Genomic DNA, 14,632 nt, shown 5'->3' with positions numbered 1-14,632 from the left:
GGCCCTACGCAACGATGGTGCCAAAACAGGCCGCGAGGGATTCGGACTCCCTGGGTGTGCGCAGCCTGAAACAATCGCCCCCCCGAGCCCGCTCCACGGCGCGCCTCATGCGCGAGACGCCGGTTCTGCGCCGCTCCTGCGCGGCACTCGGCGCACGCTCGCGCGAGTCGCTGGCTCGCGCACCGCCGGCTCAGCCCTCCGCAGGCTTCAGTCTCGCAGCCACTGCCAGAGCCGCCCCACCCCTTCGTACAGCGCGCGCTCGCTCTTCTGAGCCGCGCTCGCCTCGACGCGCAGCGTGGACTCGTCGCGGCTCACGCGTACCGCCGGCGCCGGCAGCGGGTGAAGCCCCGCCGCCTCGAAGGCATCGACCGCGCGCGGAAGATGCGAGGCCTCGCTGACGAGCGCGAAAGGCAAGCCACGCAGCGCGGGCGCCATGGCCGCGGCCTCCTCCGCCGTGTCGCGGGGCTCGGGAAAGGCTTCGATGCGGGTCGCCTCCACTCCCAACGCGATGGCCACCTCGCGCAGCACGTCGGCGTGCGCGCGACGGTCGACGCCAGCGAAGCCCGACACGAACAGCCTGGCCTCGGGGTTGGCGTCCAGGATGCGCACGCCCTCCGTGAGCCGGTGCAGCGACGTGGCGCACAGCTGCGCGGCGGGCGGCAGGGAGTCGTCCGTCACGTGACAGCCACCCAGCACCACGACCACCGCCACGGGTTGCCGCACGTCAAAGATGGGAAAGTCGTCCTCGAAGGGCGCGAGCAAGCTATCCGCCACGGGGTTCCAGCTGGTCAGCAGCAAGAACAGCGTGGCCCCCGCGATGACGCCCTTCCCCGTGCGCGGCCGACGCCGCAGCAGCAAGAGCCCCACGCCCAGCGCCACGAGCACCAGCGGGATGGGCATGAGCAGCATGCCCAGCAGCTTCTTCAGTTGGAAGGCGAGCATGCTAGTCACATCCGCGGCTCACGGCATGGCGGGCTTGCGGAAACGAAGCATCATGCGGTCGGACTCGCCGATGGCCTCGTACTCCGCGCGGTTCTCGTCGGTGGCGCCACGCAGCGTGGGCGGCAAGCTCCACACGCCCTCCGGGTGGTCGTGGTCGTCCGCGGGGTTGGCGTTGATCTCGCTGCGCGCTTCCAGCACGAAGCCAGCGGCCTGTGCGATTTCGATGACGGTGGCCTCGGGCACATAGCCGCTCTCGGCGCTGATGCCCTCGGGCCCACGGTGCTGCTCCACCCCCAACACGCCGCCGGGCTTCAGGACCGCGAACATGGCCTGATAGACCGCCTGCGCGAAGCCGCGGTTGATCCAGCCGTGCGTGCTGCGGAACGTGACCACCATGTCCGCCGAGCCATCGGGCCCGAGGGACACCGAGTCCGGCGGGTTGAACGAGAGTCGCTCGATGCGGCCGTACAGCTCGGGGTTGGTGGCCAGGAAGGTGTCGAAGCGCACACCGTACTCGGTGTCGCCCGGCGGGGCCGCCGCGATGAGGCGTCCCTCCTCCTGAAGCACGGGCGCGAGGATCTCGGTGTACCAGCCGCCGCCGGGCCCCATCTCCACCACGGTCATGCCGGGCTCGAGGCCGAAGAACATGAGCGTCTCGAGCGGGTGCCGGTGGGCGTCACGCGAGCGGCTGTCCGGCGAGCGGTGGTTGCCCGAGATGGCGGCCTCGATCGCCGTGCGCGCCGAGCGGCCATCGGTTTGGTCGAGCGGCGTGGTGACCGTGCCGGTGCTGGGGCCGCCGCACGCGCCCAGGGCGAGGCTCAGCACGAGAGAGAAGGACGGGAGGGAGTAGAGCCGAGACGTCATCGGGGTGACCTGGATGGGAGGTGGGGCCCTGTCAAACCCCCATGGGACGCGGCCATTCCCTCGCGGTCCCGGCATTCGAGTCAAAACGCAACTCCGAGTTGCGTTAGTGGCAGCAACCGACTAGAACGTGTTCTCCTCGCATGTCGGCTCACCCCCCGCGCGCGGCGCACGACGCCGCTCCCATCGCTCGCCGCCCCAAGGGCCGCAGCGAGCGCGTGCAGCGTCAGGTGTTCGACGCCGCGCTCACCATTCTGGCGCGCGATGGCCGCGTGGGGCTGACCATGGAGGCCATCGCGCACGAGGCGGGCGTGCACAAGACCACGCTATACCGTCGCTGGGGCAGCGTGGAGCCGCTGGTGCGTGAGGCCTGCGCCGACTACGACGACACCGCCATGCAGGCGCCCGACACGGGCTCGTTCGCGGGTGACGTGCGCGCGCTGGCCCATCAGTTCGGGCACTACCTGGCGCAGCCCATCTCGCAGGCCATCGTGCGCATGGTCGTGTCGGACGCGCCGCACGACGACGAGCTGCGCACCTGGGCCGCCGAGTTCTGGCTCACGCGCAGCGGGCCGTTCGACGCCGTGGTGGAGCGCGCTGTGGTGCGCGGTGAGCTGCCCGCCAGCGCCAGCGCCATCGACCTGGCCGAGCCGCTGATTGGCCCGCTCATCCTGCGCGCGCTCGTGACGGGCTTCGACCTCAGCGACACCGCCTTCCTGGACCGCCTGGCCGCGCTGGTGACGCGTGGCCTCACCGCCTGACCCCACTTCACACGCCCAGACCACCATCATGCGCTACGCCATCGACCCTCGCTTTCGCGCCATCCCCGGCACCTCCTCGCCCCTCGAGCTCCGCGCGATGGTGCAGAACCCGTTCGCGTTCTTCGAGGAGCGCTACCTCACGCACGGCCCCATCTTCCGCTCGAGCCTGGTGTACCCGGTGGTGTGGATGATGGGCGCCGAGGCCAACCGCACCATCATGGTCAGCGGGCGCGAGAACTTCTCGTACGCGGGGGGCTACGGCCAGCTCGCGTTCGGGAAGCTGTTCCAGCAGAACATCCTGCTGCTCGACGGCGAGGAGCACCTGCGCACACGCACGCTGCTCGAGCCGGCCGTCAACCGCCTGGGCCTCGGCGAGGTCATCGACCAGGTGCAGAGCATCTGGGACAGCGCGGCCGACAAGCTCGAGCGGCGCCCCCACGGCGACGTGTACGACATCGCGCAGCGCGCCACGTTCGAGGCGTCGGCCATGGCGCTCACCGGCCTCAAGGACGGCAGCGAGCTGGACGCCATGCGCCCGCACTTCGAGGCCATGATCGTGGGCGCCATGGCGCACACCAAGCTGCGCTACCCGAACGGCATCCTCGACCGGGGCCTGAAGTCGCGTGACGTGCTGGTGGACATGCTGCGCCCGCACATCGAGCGCGCGCGGCGTGACCCCGAGCCCAAGGGCTTCCTGGGGCGCCTGGCGCAGGACAAGGACGAGCACGGCCGCTACCTGCCCATCGAGGACGTCATCCACCACACCATGCTGCTGTTCTGGGCGGGCTACGACACCACCGCGAGCGCCGGCTCCTGGGTGCTGCACCTCCTGGCGCACCACCCCGAGTGGCAAGACCGTCTGCGCGAGAACGTGTGGGACGCGCTGGGCGACGAGCCCTACCAGCTGAAGGGCAGCGCCAAGCTCACCACGCTGAGCTGGTTCCTGCGCGAGGTGGAGCGCTGCGGCCCGAGCCTCACCATGTTCCCGCGCACGGCCATGCGCGACTTCGAGTTCGGCGGCTACACCGTGCCCGCTGGCACGCCCGTGTTCTGGAGCCCGTGGATGAGCCAGCGCTGCCCCGAGGCCTTCCCGCACCCGCACGCCTTCGACCCGGGCCGCTGGGACCCCGCGCGCGGCGAGGACCAGGCGAAGGGCAAGTACATGGTGGGCTTCGGCGGCGGGCCGCGCCTGTGCCTGGGCCGCAACTTCGCGCAGATGCAGCTGCGCATCTTGATCACCACGCTGCTGCGCCGCTTCCACATCGAGCCCGACGCCACGCGGCCGTTCACCATCCAGGGGCTGCCCACGCATCACCCCGTGAACTCGTTCGTGCACTTCCGCCCGCTGCTGGCGTACCAGGAGCGTGGCGGTCGCGCGCGCGCGGCGCTGGCGGGCGCCCGCAGCGAGTCTCAAGCCGACGCGCAGGCGTGAGCGGTTCGCGAGCCGCCCGCTCCGAGCGCATGGCGTTCACGTGGGCGCTGCGCGCTGCTAGCCTGCCCGGATGATCACTGGCCATCAGCCCTCTGTACGCATCCGCCGCGTGCTGTCCTCCATGGCGCTGTGCGCGTCCGCCGCCGTCGCGCTCTCGGGCTGCGGTGGCTCGCCCTCGCCGCAGGATCCGTCGCAGGTCCGCGTCCTCGACGTGGTCTCGCTGCTGCCGCCCGACGCCGAGGGCGTGGTCGTGGTCGATGTCGCCGCGGTGCGCGGCGCGCCGTTCATGGCGCGGGTGGACGAAGCGCTCGAGCCGTACATGAACGCGCAGTCCACCAACGTGCGTGAGCTGCTGAACCGCATCGACCGGGTGGCGGTCGCGTTCCGCCACGAGCCCACCGACGAAGGTGGCGAGCCGCTGCTGATCGTGATGCGCGGGAGCTTCCGCGCGTCGGACCTCCAGACGTTCGCGGCCTCGCAGACACCCGGGACCCACCGAGAGCACGAGCTGCGCCGCGATGGACCCACGGTGCTGGCGCTGGCCAGCGACCACACGCTCATGTTCGGCAGCGACCACTGGGTGCTGGCCGCGCTCGACCGCCTGGACGGTCTGGCGCCTCCCGCCGGCCCCTCGAGCGCCGTCTTGGTGGACGCCACGCAGCGGGCGGAGCTGGGCCAGCACACCGTCACTTACGCGAGCACGGTGCCCGGTGACTTCGGTCTCGACGGGGTGTTCCCGGTGCAAGGGAACGCCGTCTCACTCGGCGCTTGGATGGACCTGGGCGAGTCGATCCGACTGCAGGGCTTCGGCCTCTTCACGGACGACGCGACCGCAGCCGCGATGGCCACCGCCATGCGCGAGAAGATCGCGGAGGGGCAGCAGAGCGCCGAGCTCCAGGCCGCGGGGTTCGACCAGCTGTTCGCGAGCGCCAACATCGTGGCCAACGGACCCGTGGTGGACGTGACCTACAGCCTCGACAGCGAGACCTTCGAGCGGGTGATCATCGCCATGCTGAGCGGCTTCCAAGCGTTCACCGCAGCCAGCGAAGCCACGATGGAAGAGCCTGCGGGGGGCGAAGCGACGGAGGGCCCGCCCGCCACCGACATCTACACGCACCCCTGAGGCTCTCGCGTCCGAGTGAGGGTCCGCGCCGTGTCGTAGCTCAACGGTTGACATACTCAACCATTGACCCCACGTTGAGTGGGATGCCACGCACCACCACGGCCACGCGCAGCGATCAGCTGCGCCCCGAGCTCCCGCTCGCCCGCACCATCGGCTACCTGAGCGCGCGCGTGGGGCAGGCGTTCCAGCGCAGCCTGCTCATCAAGCTGCGCGACGCGGGCTTCAGCATCACGGTCGAAGAGTGGCGCCTCATGCGCGCGCTGTGGGCCGAGGACGGCCTGCCCCAAGCACGCCTCGGCGACATCGCGCTCAAGGACAAGGGTCAGCTCAGCCGCATGGTCTCGCGCCTCGAGGCCGAGGGCTGGGTGCAGCGCAAGGCGGACCCGAGCGACCGTCGCACGCCGCGCCTGTTCCTCACCCCCACCGGCAGGCGGCTCGAGGCCAAGCTGGTGCCGCTGGGAGGCGCCGTGCGCGCGCAGGCCGTGCAGGGGCTGGACGAAGCCACCCTCGCGGCCGCGGTGCGCGCACTCGAAGCGATGCTGAGCAACCTGGAACCGGAGAGCACCCCATGACCCGACGCAGTGTGACCCACGTGGACAGCCCCGAGGCCCTGCGCGAGCGGCTGCGCATCCTCGGCCTCGAGCAGACGCGGTTGATCACGCTGCGCGACGCCGCCACGCGCGACCGCAACAACGCCATCAAGCTCGGCGCGCTCGGGATCCTGGCCGTCCCCGCGTTCGTGCTCTGGGGCTTCTGGATCGCGCTCGCGGTGCTGGTGCAGGTGGTGCTGCTGGTCGTCGGGGGCTGGTACATCACGGGCGTCCACGTCATCGAGTACGCGGGCAACATCCGCGACTGCGAGCGGGACATCGCGGTGGTGAGCGGTCAGCTGCGGACGCTCGAGGCCTCCGCGCAGCGGCTCGCCTCGTAGCGCGGCCAGCGTCAGCGGCGGCGCACCGTCTCGTCCGCCCGCATGGCGCCCGTCCTCCGGTCGATGACCAGCTGGCCCACCAGCGCGTTCGCGCGGTCCAGCCTCGCCAGCCACCGGTCGCCCTCGAGGCGCACGTGGGGCGGCACGGTCCGATTGGGGTGGCAGCGCCGGAGATCAAAGACGCGCTGCTCCACGTCCTCGCGCTTCACCGCACCCTGCACCGCATAGCTCGCGATGCGCGCGGCGTAGTCCACCAGGTCGGTGGCGCCCGCTCGTGCGGCATCCTCTCGCCACCTGACCAGCCCAAGCGAGGCGCTCGGGCAACGTGGCCGCGCCATCCCACAGCGCATGGTGCATCTGATCGCGCACATGGTGCTCCACGATGCCGAACACGTACTCGCGCTTGGGGCATCCAGCCGCGCCCTCCTCGAGGAGCGCCGAAACGCAGTCGTCGTTCATGACCATGAGGTCCTCGTCCTGGCTCAGCAGGAACCACCCCGGCGCCCAGCACCAGCGCCGCACGTCCACCTCGTCGTCGGCCATGCGCTCCGCCGACAGGCCCACCGTGAACCGCTCTGGGAGTCCCGTCAGGAGGGCACCGAAAGAGCGATACGTCTCGCCCTGCGCGTGGAGGTGAGCCTCGAGCCGTCCCGCGACCCAGGCCTCGAAGAGCGCAGCGAGCACCTCGTGCGCGTCGACTTCACGCATGGCACCCAACGCGGCGGGCCAGCTCGCGAGGTCGCCGGGGAGCTCGCTGAGGGCAATGTCGAGGAGCGCGGTCATCGTGGGCGACACCTCGATCGTACACCACCGAGGGCGCCCGCCACGGCGCGCCGGGGCGATGAGCACACGTTCTGGAGCCGACACCTGGCAAGATGCGCCCATGACGACATCACCCCGCGTCTTCGTCACTGGCGGCACCGGCCTCATCGGGCGCTTCACCATCGAGGCCCTGCTGCGCCGCGGCGCGCACGTCACCATGATGGTGCGGCCTTCGTCGCTCGGGGCGCGAGCAGCCCGCATCGAAGCGCTCCACGAGGTGAGCCGCGCGTCGGCCCGCGGCGGAACGTTGATCGTGGTCCAGGGCGACCTCGACGACACGAGCCTGGGCCTCGACGAGGCGGGGCGCACGGCGTTGCTCGCGGCGGACCACGTGTTCCACCTGGCCGCGCTCTACGACATCAGCGCGGACGAAGCGGCGCTGGTGGCGGCCAACGAAGCGGGCACGCGGCACCTGCTCACCGCGCTGTCAGGCTTTCGGGGCGTGCTGCACCACGTGAGCAGCATCGCGGTGGCGGGCGACTACCAGGGCACGTTCACCGAGTCCATGTTCGACGAGGGGCAGTCGTTTCCGCACGCGTATCACCGCTCCAAGTTCAACTCGGAGAAGCAGGTGCGCGCGGCTGGCCTCGCCCACCGCATCTACCGGCCGAGCGCGGTGGTGGGCCACAGCGTCACGGGCGAGATGGACCGCGTGGACGGCCCCTACCTGGGCTTCGCCGGGCTCCAGCAGCTGGCCGGCGCCCTGCCGCGCTGGGTGAAGCTGCCCGTGCCGAAGGTGCGCGGGCGCATGAACCTGGTGCCGGTGGACTATGTGGCCAACGCGCTGGCCCACATCGGCCTCGCAGCGAGCGCGAGCGACGTGAGCGCCAAAGGCCGCGTCCATCACCTGGTGGACCCCGCGCCGCCGCGCTTCGCCGCCATGCTGGGCATCTTCCTGCGCGAGATGCATGGGCCGGGGTTGGGCGTGCAGGTGGACGTGCGCGGCATCCCCGGCGTGGACAACGCGCTGAACCTGATGAACATGCTGCCCAGCGTGGCCACCCTGCGGCGCGACGTGCTGGACGACCTAGGGCTCCCGCCGACGGGCATCGACGCGCTCAACCTGCGCGTGCGCTTCGACGACCAGATGACGCAGGCCGCGCTCGCCGGGAGCGGCATCGCGTGCCCACGCCTGGCCGACTACGCGCGGCCGATGGTGCGCTACTACGACGACCACCTGACCGCTGTGCACCAGCGGCCCATGCGCTATGCGCAGGCACTCGGCGGCAAGGTGGTGCTGGTCACGGGAGCGTCGCGCGGCATCGGCGCCGAGGTGGCACGACAGGCCGCACGCGCAGGCGCCGAGCTGGTGCTGGTGGCGCGCAACGCCGATGCCCTCGATGAGCTGGCCACGGAGCTGCGCGCCACGGGTGCCAAGGTCACCACCTACCCCACCGATCTCGCGGACTTCGCGGCGCTCGACGCGCTGGCGGCGAAGGTGACCGAAGCGCACGGCGGGGTGGACGTGCTGATCCACAACGCCGCGCACTCCATCCGGCGTGGCATCGCCGACAGCCGCGCGCGCTTCCACGACTACGAGCGCACCATGCAGCTCAACTACTTTGCGCCCGTGCGCCTGACGCTGGGCCTGCTCCCCAGCCTGCGCGAGCGCCGCGGTTCCGTGTGCCACGTGCTCACCATGGGCGTGCTCATCCCCGGCCCGTACTTCTCGGCCTACCTGTCCAGCAAGGCCGCGCTCGAGGCGTTCGGCAACTGCCTGGCGGCCGAGTTCCACCACGAGGGCGTGCAGGTCTCCAACATCTACCTGCCGCTGGTGCGCACGGAGATGATGGCGCCCACCAAGGCCTACGCCGAGCGCAAAGACATCATGACGCCCGAGCGCGCCGCGCACATGGTGCTCGACGGCGTGGTGGACAAGCGACGCATGGTGATGACCGGCCAAGGACGCTTCTACTCGGTGTCCGCCCGCGTCACCCCCAAGACCACCACGCGCATCCTGAACCTGCTGCACCGCGTGTTCCCGGAGGGCGGCGCGCCAACCGCGTTCCCGGTCGAGAAGGCCCTGCTCACCAAGCTCATCGGCGGCTCGCCGGTCTAGCGCTCGTCACCCCGCGTAGAAGCGGGGCACGCGGCGCGACACGTTGGTGAGCACCTCGTAGTGGATGGTGCCGGCCGAGCGCGCCAGCTCGTGCGCGTCGATGGCGTCGCCGCCCTGCGCGCCCAGCAGCACCACCTCGTCGCCCAGCTGCACGTCGGGCAGCGTGCTCACGTCGATGCCGGTGAGGTCCATGGACACGTTGCCCACCACGGGGCAGCGGCGCCCGCGCACCAGCACCTCGGCGCGGTTGCTGGTGGCGCGGATCAGGCCGTCGCCATAGCCCACGGGCACCGTCGCGATGGTGCGCTCCTGGTCGGCCGTGAACGTTCCGTCGTAGCCCACGCGCGTGCCGGCAGGCACGCGACGCAGCGAGATGATCTCGGTGCGCAAGCGCATGGCTGGCCGCAGCCCGGCCTGCTCCGTGCCCGGCGGCCCATAGCCGAACAGCGCGCTGCCGAGGCGCACCAGGTCGTAGCGCGACTCCGGGTGCAGGAACGCGCCCGCCGTGTTGGCGGCGTGCAACAGGGTGGGCTCGTGACCGCGCGCGCGCACCAGCGCCACCGCCTGGTCGAAGCGCGCCAGCTGCTCGCGTGTCACGTCCGGATCGCTGTCCGCCGAGCTCAGGTGCGTCATGCAGCCCTCGATGGCGATGGCCCCCTTGGGGCCCAGCTCCTCGAGCGCGTCCAGGAACTGGGGCAGCGCCGTGAACGGGACCCCGAGACGGCTCATGCCCGTGTCCACCTTGAGGTGCACACCCACGGGCGCGCCGCGTCGGGCCGCCACGTCGGCAAAGGCGCGCAGCTCGGGCAGCTCGTACACCACCGGCGTGAGCCCCGCGGCCACCACCTCTTCATGGGCGCCGCCGTGCACGCCGTTCAGCACCACGATGGCCGTGTGGATGCCTGCCTCGCGCAGCTCGAGTGCTTCTTCGGCCAGGGCCACGCCAAAGCCATAGGCGCCCACCTCTTGCAGCCGGCGCGCCACGGGCACCACGCCGTGCCCGTAGGCGTCGGCCTTGACCACCGCCAGCACGCGGCTGGTGCCCGCGATGTCGCGCGCCACGCCCAAGTTGTGCACCACGGCGTCGAGGTCGATCTCGGCGCGCGTGGGGCGCAGCGTGTCCGCGGCAGACTGCAGGCGCGGCTTCAGGATCAGCGTGTCGCGGGGTGAACGCACGGGCCATGGCTACCCCGCCACCTCACGCCCCGCAACGTGGCGCGGCGCAGCGGCAGGGTTGGCGTCGGCTCAGGCCACCGCGGCGTGCGGGTCGTTCTCTTCCAAGAAGGCCAGCATCTCGTCGCGCAGCACGTCGTAGCGCGGGTCTTCGATCACCGCGAAGCGGTCGCGCGGGCGCTCGAAGGGCACGTCGATGATCTTGCCCACGCGCGCCTCGGGGCCGTTGGTCATGAGCACGATGCGGTCCGCCAGGAAGAGCGCCTCGTCCACGTCGTGCGTGACCATGAGCGCCGTGATCTTGTGCTCGGACCAGATGTCCACGAGGGTCTGCTGGAGCTCCACGCGCGTGATCGAGTCCAGCATGCCGAAGGGCTCGTCCAGCAGCAGCATGCGCGGCGAGAGCGCGAAGGCGCGCGCGATGCCAACGCGTTGACGCATGCCCTGCGAGAGCGCGGCGGGCTTCGCGGCCCAGGCGTCGCCCATGCCCACGAGCGTGAGGTACTTGCGCGCCAGGGCGTCGCGCTCCGCCGCCGACGTCTTCGGGTTCACCTGATCCACCGCGAGCCGCACGTTCCCGAGCGCGGTCATGAAGGGGAACAGCGTGGGCGACTGGAAGACCACCGCGCGGTCCGGCCCGGGCGCGACCACCTCCTTGTCGTCCACGATGATGGCGCCGCTCGTGGTCTTCGTGAGGCCCGCGACCATGGACAGCACCGTGGACTTGCCGCAGCCGCTGTGCCCCAGCAGGCAGCACAGCTCGCCCCGGGCGATGGTGAGGTCGAACTCCTTGACCACCGCGAGCGGCCCCGCCTTGGTGGGGAACTCCTTGGTGACCTGCCAAATCTCCACGAACTTGTTCTCGCTTCTCATGCGATGACCTCTTCGGCGCGGGGGATGGCAACGCTCTTGGTCTCGGGCGCGACCGCGCGCTTCTTCGAGCTCGCAATCAAGGTGGCCAGCACGTGGGCGCGGATGGCCTTGTAGTCGTGCTCGCGCGAGAGCTCACGGCGGTCGCGTGGGAACGCGAAGGGCACTGGCACGGGGTCGAGCAGCGTCGCCGACGGGCCCGCCGAGAGCGGGATGATGCGATCCGCCAGCAGGATGGCCTCTTCCACGTCGTTCGTGATGAGCACGGCCGTCTTGCCGCTCTCGCGCACCAGCCGCGCGATCTCTCGCTGCATGCCGGCGCGCGTCAGGGCGTCGAGCGCGCCGAAGGGCTCGTCCAGCAGCAGCACGTCGGGGTCGGTGCACAGCGCGCGCGCCACGGCCACGCGCTGCTTCATGCCGCCCGAGAGCTGAGCAGGCTTGCGATCGTGCGCGTGAGCGAGACCCACCAGGGTGATGTACTTCTCCACCAACGCCGCGCGCTCCGCCTTCGGCAGCTCGGGGTTCGACGCGTCCACGGCGAGCGCCACGTTCTGTCGCACAGTCATCCAGGGCAGCAGGCCATAGCTCTGGAACACCACCGCGCGGTCACGCCCCGGGGCGCTCACCGGCTTTCCGTCCAGCACGATGCTGCCGGTGTCCGGCTCGATGAGCCCCGCCAGTAAGGAGACGAGCGTGGTCTTGCCCGACCCCGAGTAGCCGACGATGGCGACGAGCTCGCCCTTCTCGACCGACAGCGACACGTTGGACAGCACCTCGAGCGTGCCTCCGCCGCGCGCAAACGACTTTCCGAGACCTTTGACTTCGAGATACGCCATGCGGTTTCCCTCAGACTTTCGCGAAGAGCGAGCGCTCCATGACGCCCATGAGACGGTCGAGCAGGAACCCGACCAAGCCAATGGTCACGATGCAGAGGATCAGGTGCTCGTAGATGAGGCTGTTGTACTCCTGCCAGAGGAACCCACCCACGCCGGGGGAGCCCGTGAGCATCTCGCTGGCCACGATCACGAGCCAGGCGATGCCGAGGCTCAGCCGGAACCCCGTGAACATGTAGGGGAGCGCCGCGGGGATCATGATCTTGAACAGCGTCTTGGTGCGCGAGAGCCGCAGCACGCGCGCCACGTTCATGTAGTCCTCGGGGATGGAGCGGATACCGAGCGCCGTGTTCATGACCGTGGGCCACATGGAGCACATGGCGATGGTGAACGTGCCGGCCGGGTCGGGCTGTCCGAACAACACGAGGCCAAGCGGCAGCCAAGCCAGCGGCGACACGGGCCGCAGGATCTGGATGATGGGGTCGAAGGACTTCGCGAACGTCTTGGACGCCCCCAAGACCAGCCCGAGCGGCACAGCCAGCGCCATGCCCAGCGCATAGCCCTCCGCCACCCGCACGAGCGAGTACCACGTGAACCGCAGGATGCCCTGGTCGAGCTCACCCCGCTTCTCGAAGGGAGCCAGCACGTAGAGCTTGCTCGCCTCCCAGGTCTCCATCGGAGAAGGCAGCTGCTCGGCGAAGCTCGCCGATGCGACTGACCACCCGGCGACGACGACGCCGATGCCCACGAAAGGAAGGAGGAGGTTCTCGAGGAAGGTCCGAATCTTCAGGGTCAGCGCTTTGTCCACGTGGGGTGCTCCTAATCGGGTCAGCTGTTGCGAACGGCGTGCGTGGTGAAGGAGGTCGCGTACGCTTCGGCCTGGGCGGGATCGAACGTGCGACCGTCGAAGAGCGTCTCGGGGGCATCGTTCACGCCTCCGTGCGTGTAGCCCAGCTCGCTCATGGCCTCGTCGTAGAGGTCGCCGCGCATGACCTTGCGCGCGACCCCCGCGTAGTCGGGCGCACCGGTCACCATGCCCCAGCGCCGGAACTGCGTGAGCCACCACACCGCGTACTTCTCCTGCGGGCGGTTGGTGTTGCGCGCCTGGAAGGTCATGGCGTGGGTGTGCTCGGAGACGCGGCCGTCGCCGTAGTCGTAGTGGCCCTGGAGGCGGGGAAGCAGCACTTCCGGGCCACAGTTCACGTAGGTGGTGCGCGAGAGGATGGCCGCCAGCTCGGGGCGGTTGGCCGGCTCGTCGAGCCACAAGCTGGCCTCGTGCATGGCCTTCAGCATGGCCTTCACCGTGCGCGGATTCTGGGTGGTGAAGTCCTCGCGGAAGGCCAGGACCTTCTCCGGGTGGTCTTGCCACATCTCCTGCGTGGTGGTGGCCGTGTAGCCGATGCCGTCGGCGATCGCGCGGGCGTTCCAGGGCTCGCCCACGCAGAAGCCATGCATGCGGTCCACGCGCATGTTGGCGACCATCTGCGGAGGCGGGATGGTGACGAGCGCCACGTCGCGGTCGGGGTGGATGCCCCCGGCCGCCAGCCAGTAGCGCATCCACATGGCGTGCGTGCCGGGCGGAAACGTCATGGCAAAGGTGAGCGGTGAGCCCGCCGCCTTCGCCTCCTGTACGAAGGGCAGCATGGCGGCCGGGTCAGCCGCCACGCGGCCCTTGAACCGGTTCGCGAGCGTGATGGCCTGCCCGTTCCGGTTGATCATCCACGGCGCCACCATGGGCACGCGCGGGGACCCGAGCAGGCCCATGGTGGACGCGATGGGCATCCCCAGCAGCATGTGGGTGCCATGGATGGACCCGTTGGTGAGCGAGTCACGGATGGCCGCCCAGCTCGCCCCCTTCACGATGGTGGCGCTGATGCCATGGCGGCGGAAGAAGCCCTTCTCCTGCGCGATGACGATGGGCGCGCAGTCGGTTAGCGCGATCATTCCGAGGCGCACCTCGGACAGCTCCGGTCCCGTGCCGCCAGCGCTCCCCTGAGCCGGGCGCGCGGCCGGCTCGTCGCTGCCGCAACCCGTGGCGCTCAGCGCGGCGGCACCGACGCCCGCCGCGCTCCACTTCAGGAAGCCACGACGTCCGACCGGGGCGAGCGGGGCCTCGCTCGTTGTTTCGGACTCGTTCGCGGCGACGTTCGATTCATTGATGTCGGTCATGGTCGTACCGTGATCGGCCGACGTTTCCGCGCGATTTCGCCGTAGTGAAATGGTCAGTTGGAGCTGCTGTTTCGCGGAGGTGAACGGACGACGACTAAATTGTGTCGGCGTCCCGGGGTCCGAATAGACTGCCCCGCATGACCCGCTGGCTCTCGAAGACGGGCGAAGTGACCGCGTGGCTCGATGGGTCGCATCGCACCCCACGCCTCGTGCTGGCCTGGCCCAGCGTGGACGGCTGGACCGACGAGGGCGCCTACGCGTTCGAGCAGGTCCTCGCGCCTCGTTCCCACGCACGCCGTGTGGTCAGCGAATACCTCGGGGCGGATTCGCTCGAGTCCATCACGGAGACCATCGCCGCCGTCCGGCGCCACCCCGGCGAGCAACCCGACACGTACACCCGCACGTGGTCGCGCACCGTGGCGCACGGCTTCTGCACGGGTGACCTCGACGACGTCGACTGGGTGGTCGCCGCCGTGAGCCGGGTCCACGGCGGTGGCTACACGCACTCGTACGGAGTCCGGAGCGGCGAGTCGAGCTGGGCGGTGTCACTCGGAGAGTTCATGAGCGCGAGGTGCGCATACAGGACCCACTGCGCGAGCTTCCTGTCGCGGATCGACGCGTACATCCGCCTGTAGCCCCACCTTCGCCGCGCATGC

The 14,632-nt window shown here is 70.3% G+C and carries 14 protein-coding genes and 1 pseudogene; 7 read left to right on the top strand and 8 right to left on the bottom strand.

Annotated features, from left to right (window positions below):
• Positions 1–207 precede the first annotated feature (207 nt).
• A complete protein-coding gene (gene elyC, locus IPI43_17415; GenBank protein MBK7775885.1) occupies positions 208–942 on the bottom strand; it encodes an envelope biogenesis factor ElyC in 735 nt (244 codons plus the stop codon).
• Between the two features lie 18 nt (positions 943–960).
• Positions 961–1,752, bottom strand: a complete 792-nt coding sequence (locus tag IPI43_17410) for a class I SAM-dependent methyltransferase (GenBank protein ID MBK7775884.1) — start codon at positions 1,750–1,752, stop codon at positions 961–963.
• Positions 1,753–1,946: 194 nt separating this feature from the next.
• On the opposite strand from IPI43_17410, the gene IPI43_17405 reads away from it, so the two are divergent.
• From IPI43_17405 to IPI43_17385, 5 genes are all read left to right on the top strand, one after another.
• The gene (locus tag IPI43_17405; GenBank protein MBK7775883.1) at positions 1,947–2,564 is read left to right on the top strand and encodes a TetR/AcrR family transcriptional regulator; all 618 of its coding nucleotides are present in this window, start codon (positions 1,947–1,949) and stop codon (positions 2,562–2,564) included.
• Positions 2,548–3,996, top strand: coding sequence for a cytochrome P450 (locus tag IPI43_17400; GenBank protein ID MBK7775882.1), 1,449 nt, complete (start codon positions 2,548–2,550; stop codon positions 3,994–3,996). Before IPI43_17405 ends, IPI43_17400 begins: the two co-directional genes overlap by 17 nt.
• 70 nt (positions 3,997–4,066) lie before the next feature.
• The gene (locus tag IPI43_17395; GenBank protein ID MBK7775881.1) at positions 4,067–5,119 is read left to right on the top strand and encodes a hypothetical protein; all 1,053 of its coding nucleotides are present in this window, start codon (positions 4,067–4,069) and stop codon (positions 5,117–5,119) included.
• A gap of 83 nt (positions 5,120–5,202) precedes the next feature.
• Entirely contained in the window at positions 5,203–5,691 is a 489-nt protein-coding gene (locus IPI43_17390; GenBank protein MBK7775880.1) for a winged helix-turn-helix transcriptional regulator, read from the top strand.
• Positions 5,688–6,050, top strand: coding sequence for a hypothetical protein (locus IPI43_17385; protein MBK7775879.1), 363 nt, complete (start codon positions 5,688–5,690; stop codon positions 6,048–6,050). Before IPI43_17390 ends, IPI43_17385 begins: the two co-directional genes overlap by 4 nt.
• An 11-nt stretch (positions 6,051–6,061) precedes the next feature.
• Here the strand turns inward: IPI43_17385 and IPI43_17380 are convergent, their stop codons facing one another.
• Both IPI43_17380 and IPI43_17375 read right to left on the bottom strand, forming a co-directional pair.
• Positions 6,062–6,259 carry a hypothetical protein gene (locus IPI43_17380; GenBank protein ID MBK7775878.1) on the bottom strand — a complete coding sequence of 66 codons (198 nt, stop codon included), beginning with the start codon at positions 6,257–6,259 and terminating at the stop codon, positions 6,062–6,064.
• Positions 6,225–6,833, bottom strand: a complete 609-nt coding sequence (locus IPI43_17375; protein ID MBK7775877.1) for a hypothetical protein — start codon at positions 6,831–6,833, stop codon at positions 6,225–6,227. Before IPI43_17375 ends, IPI43_17380 begins: the two co-directional genes overlap by 35 nt.
• A 100-nt stretch (positions 6,834–6,933) precedes the next feature.
• Between IPI43_17375 and IPI43_17370 the strand changes: the two genes are divergently transcribed.
• Complete coding sequence (locus IPI43_17370; GenBank protein MBK7775876.1) at positions 6,934–8,931, top strand: SDR family oxidoreductase; 1,998 nt, start codon at positions 6,934–6,936, stop codon at positions 8,929–8,931.
• A 6-nt stretch (positions 8,932–8,937) separates the two neighbouring features.
• On the opposite strand, the gene alr is transcribed toward IPI43_17370, so the two are convergent.
• The 4 genes and pseudogenes from alr to IPI43_17350 all read right to left on the bottom strand — a co-directional run bounded on the left by alr (position 8,938) and on the right by IPI43_17350 (position 13,976).
• The gene (gene alr / locus IPI43_17365) at positions 8,938–10,107 is read right to left on the bottom strand and encodes an alanine racemase (protein MBK7775875.1); all 1,170 of its coding nucleotides are present in this window, start codon (positions 10,105–10,107) and stop codon (positions 8,938–8,940) included.
• Positions 10,108–10,176: 69 nt separating this feature from the next.
• A pseudogene (locus tag IPI43_17360) lies at positions 10,177–11,810 on the bottom strand (ATP-binding cassette domain-containing protein).
• 10 nt (positions 11,811–11,820) lie between these two features.
• A complete protein-coding gene (gene ntrB / locus IPI43_17355) occupies positions 11,821–12,591 on the bottom strand; it encodes a nitrate ABC transporter permease (GenBank protein ID MBK7775874.1) in 771 nt (256 codons plus the stop codon).
• 44 nt (positions 12,592–12,635) lie between these two features.
• Positions 12,636–13,976, bottom strand: coding sequence for an ABC transporter substrate-binding protein (locus IPI43_17350; protein ID MBK7775873.1), 1,341 nt, complete (start codon positions 13,974–13,976; stop codon positions 12,636–12,638).
• 137 nt (positions 13,977–14,113) lie between these two features.
• Between IPI43_17350 and IPI43_17345 the strand changes: the two genes are divergently transcribed.
• Positions 14,114–14,611, top strand: a complete 498-nt coding sequence (locus IPI43_17345) for a hypothetical protein (protein ID MBK7775872.1) — start codon at positions 14,114–14,116, stop codon at positions 14,609–14,611.
• The last annotated feature ends 21 nt before the right edge of the window (positions 14,612–14,632 follow it).

Source organism: Sandaracinaceae bacterium, from assembly GCA_016706685.1.
In the GTDB taxonomy this organism is placed as follows: domain Bacteria; phylum Myxococcota_A; class Polyangia; order Polyangiales; family Houyiibacteriaceae; genus JADJJE01.
The sequence above is the reverse complement of the archived record's forward strand: the minus strand, read 5'-3'. Positions and strand labels throughout refer to the sequence as shown.